The sequence below is a fragment of the Pseudomonas sp. 32_A genome, from assembly GCF_017490905.1.
Lineage (GTDB): Bacteria > Pseudomonadota > Gammaproteobacteria > Pseudomonadales > Pseudomonadaceae > Aquipseudomonas > Aquipseudomonas inefficax.
This window is the reverse complement of record NZ_JAFGYI010000449.1, coordinates 1-255: the sequence shown is the minus strand read 5'-3', so window position 1 is coordinate 255 and position 255 is coordinate 1. Positions and strand designations below refer to the sequence as shown.

The following is a 255-nucleotide window of genomic DNA, read 5'->3' as shown; positions in this document are numbered from 1 at the left end:
GCGCCGGGAATGGCCCTGGTGGAGCCCGTTGGTGATCTCCGCCATCGCCATGGTCTGCGCCTACTGCTACTACAGCTACCGCCTGAGCTTGATTACCGCCGAAGTGCTGGAGTCGCTCAACGGCATTTTGCAGCAGTAGCAGGGGGGGATCCGCATGCCTGGCCAATCCGATTTGCGCTTCACCTTCCAGCCGCTGGCTGGCCAGAGTGACTTCGAAGTGGTTTCGTTCGAACTCGACGAAATGATCAGCTCACC

The 255-nt window shown here is 60.0% G+C and carries 1 pseudogene; it reads left to right on the top strand.

What is annotated here, in order from left to right:
- A pseudogene (locus J5M58_RS28625) lies at window positions 1-139 on the top strand (DotU family type IV/VI secretion system protein); the annotation flags it as partial.
- Window positions 140-255: the final 116 nt, after the last annotated feature.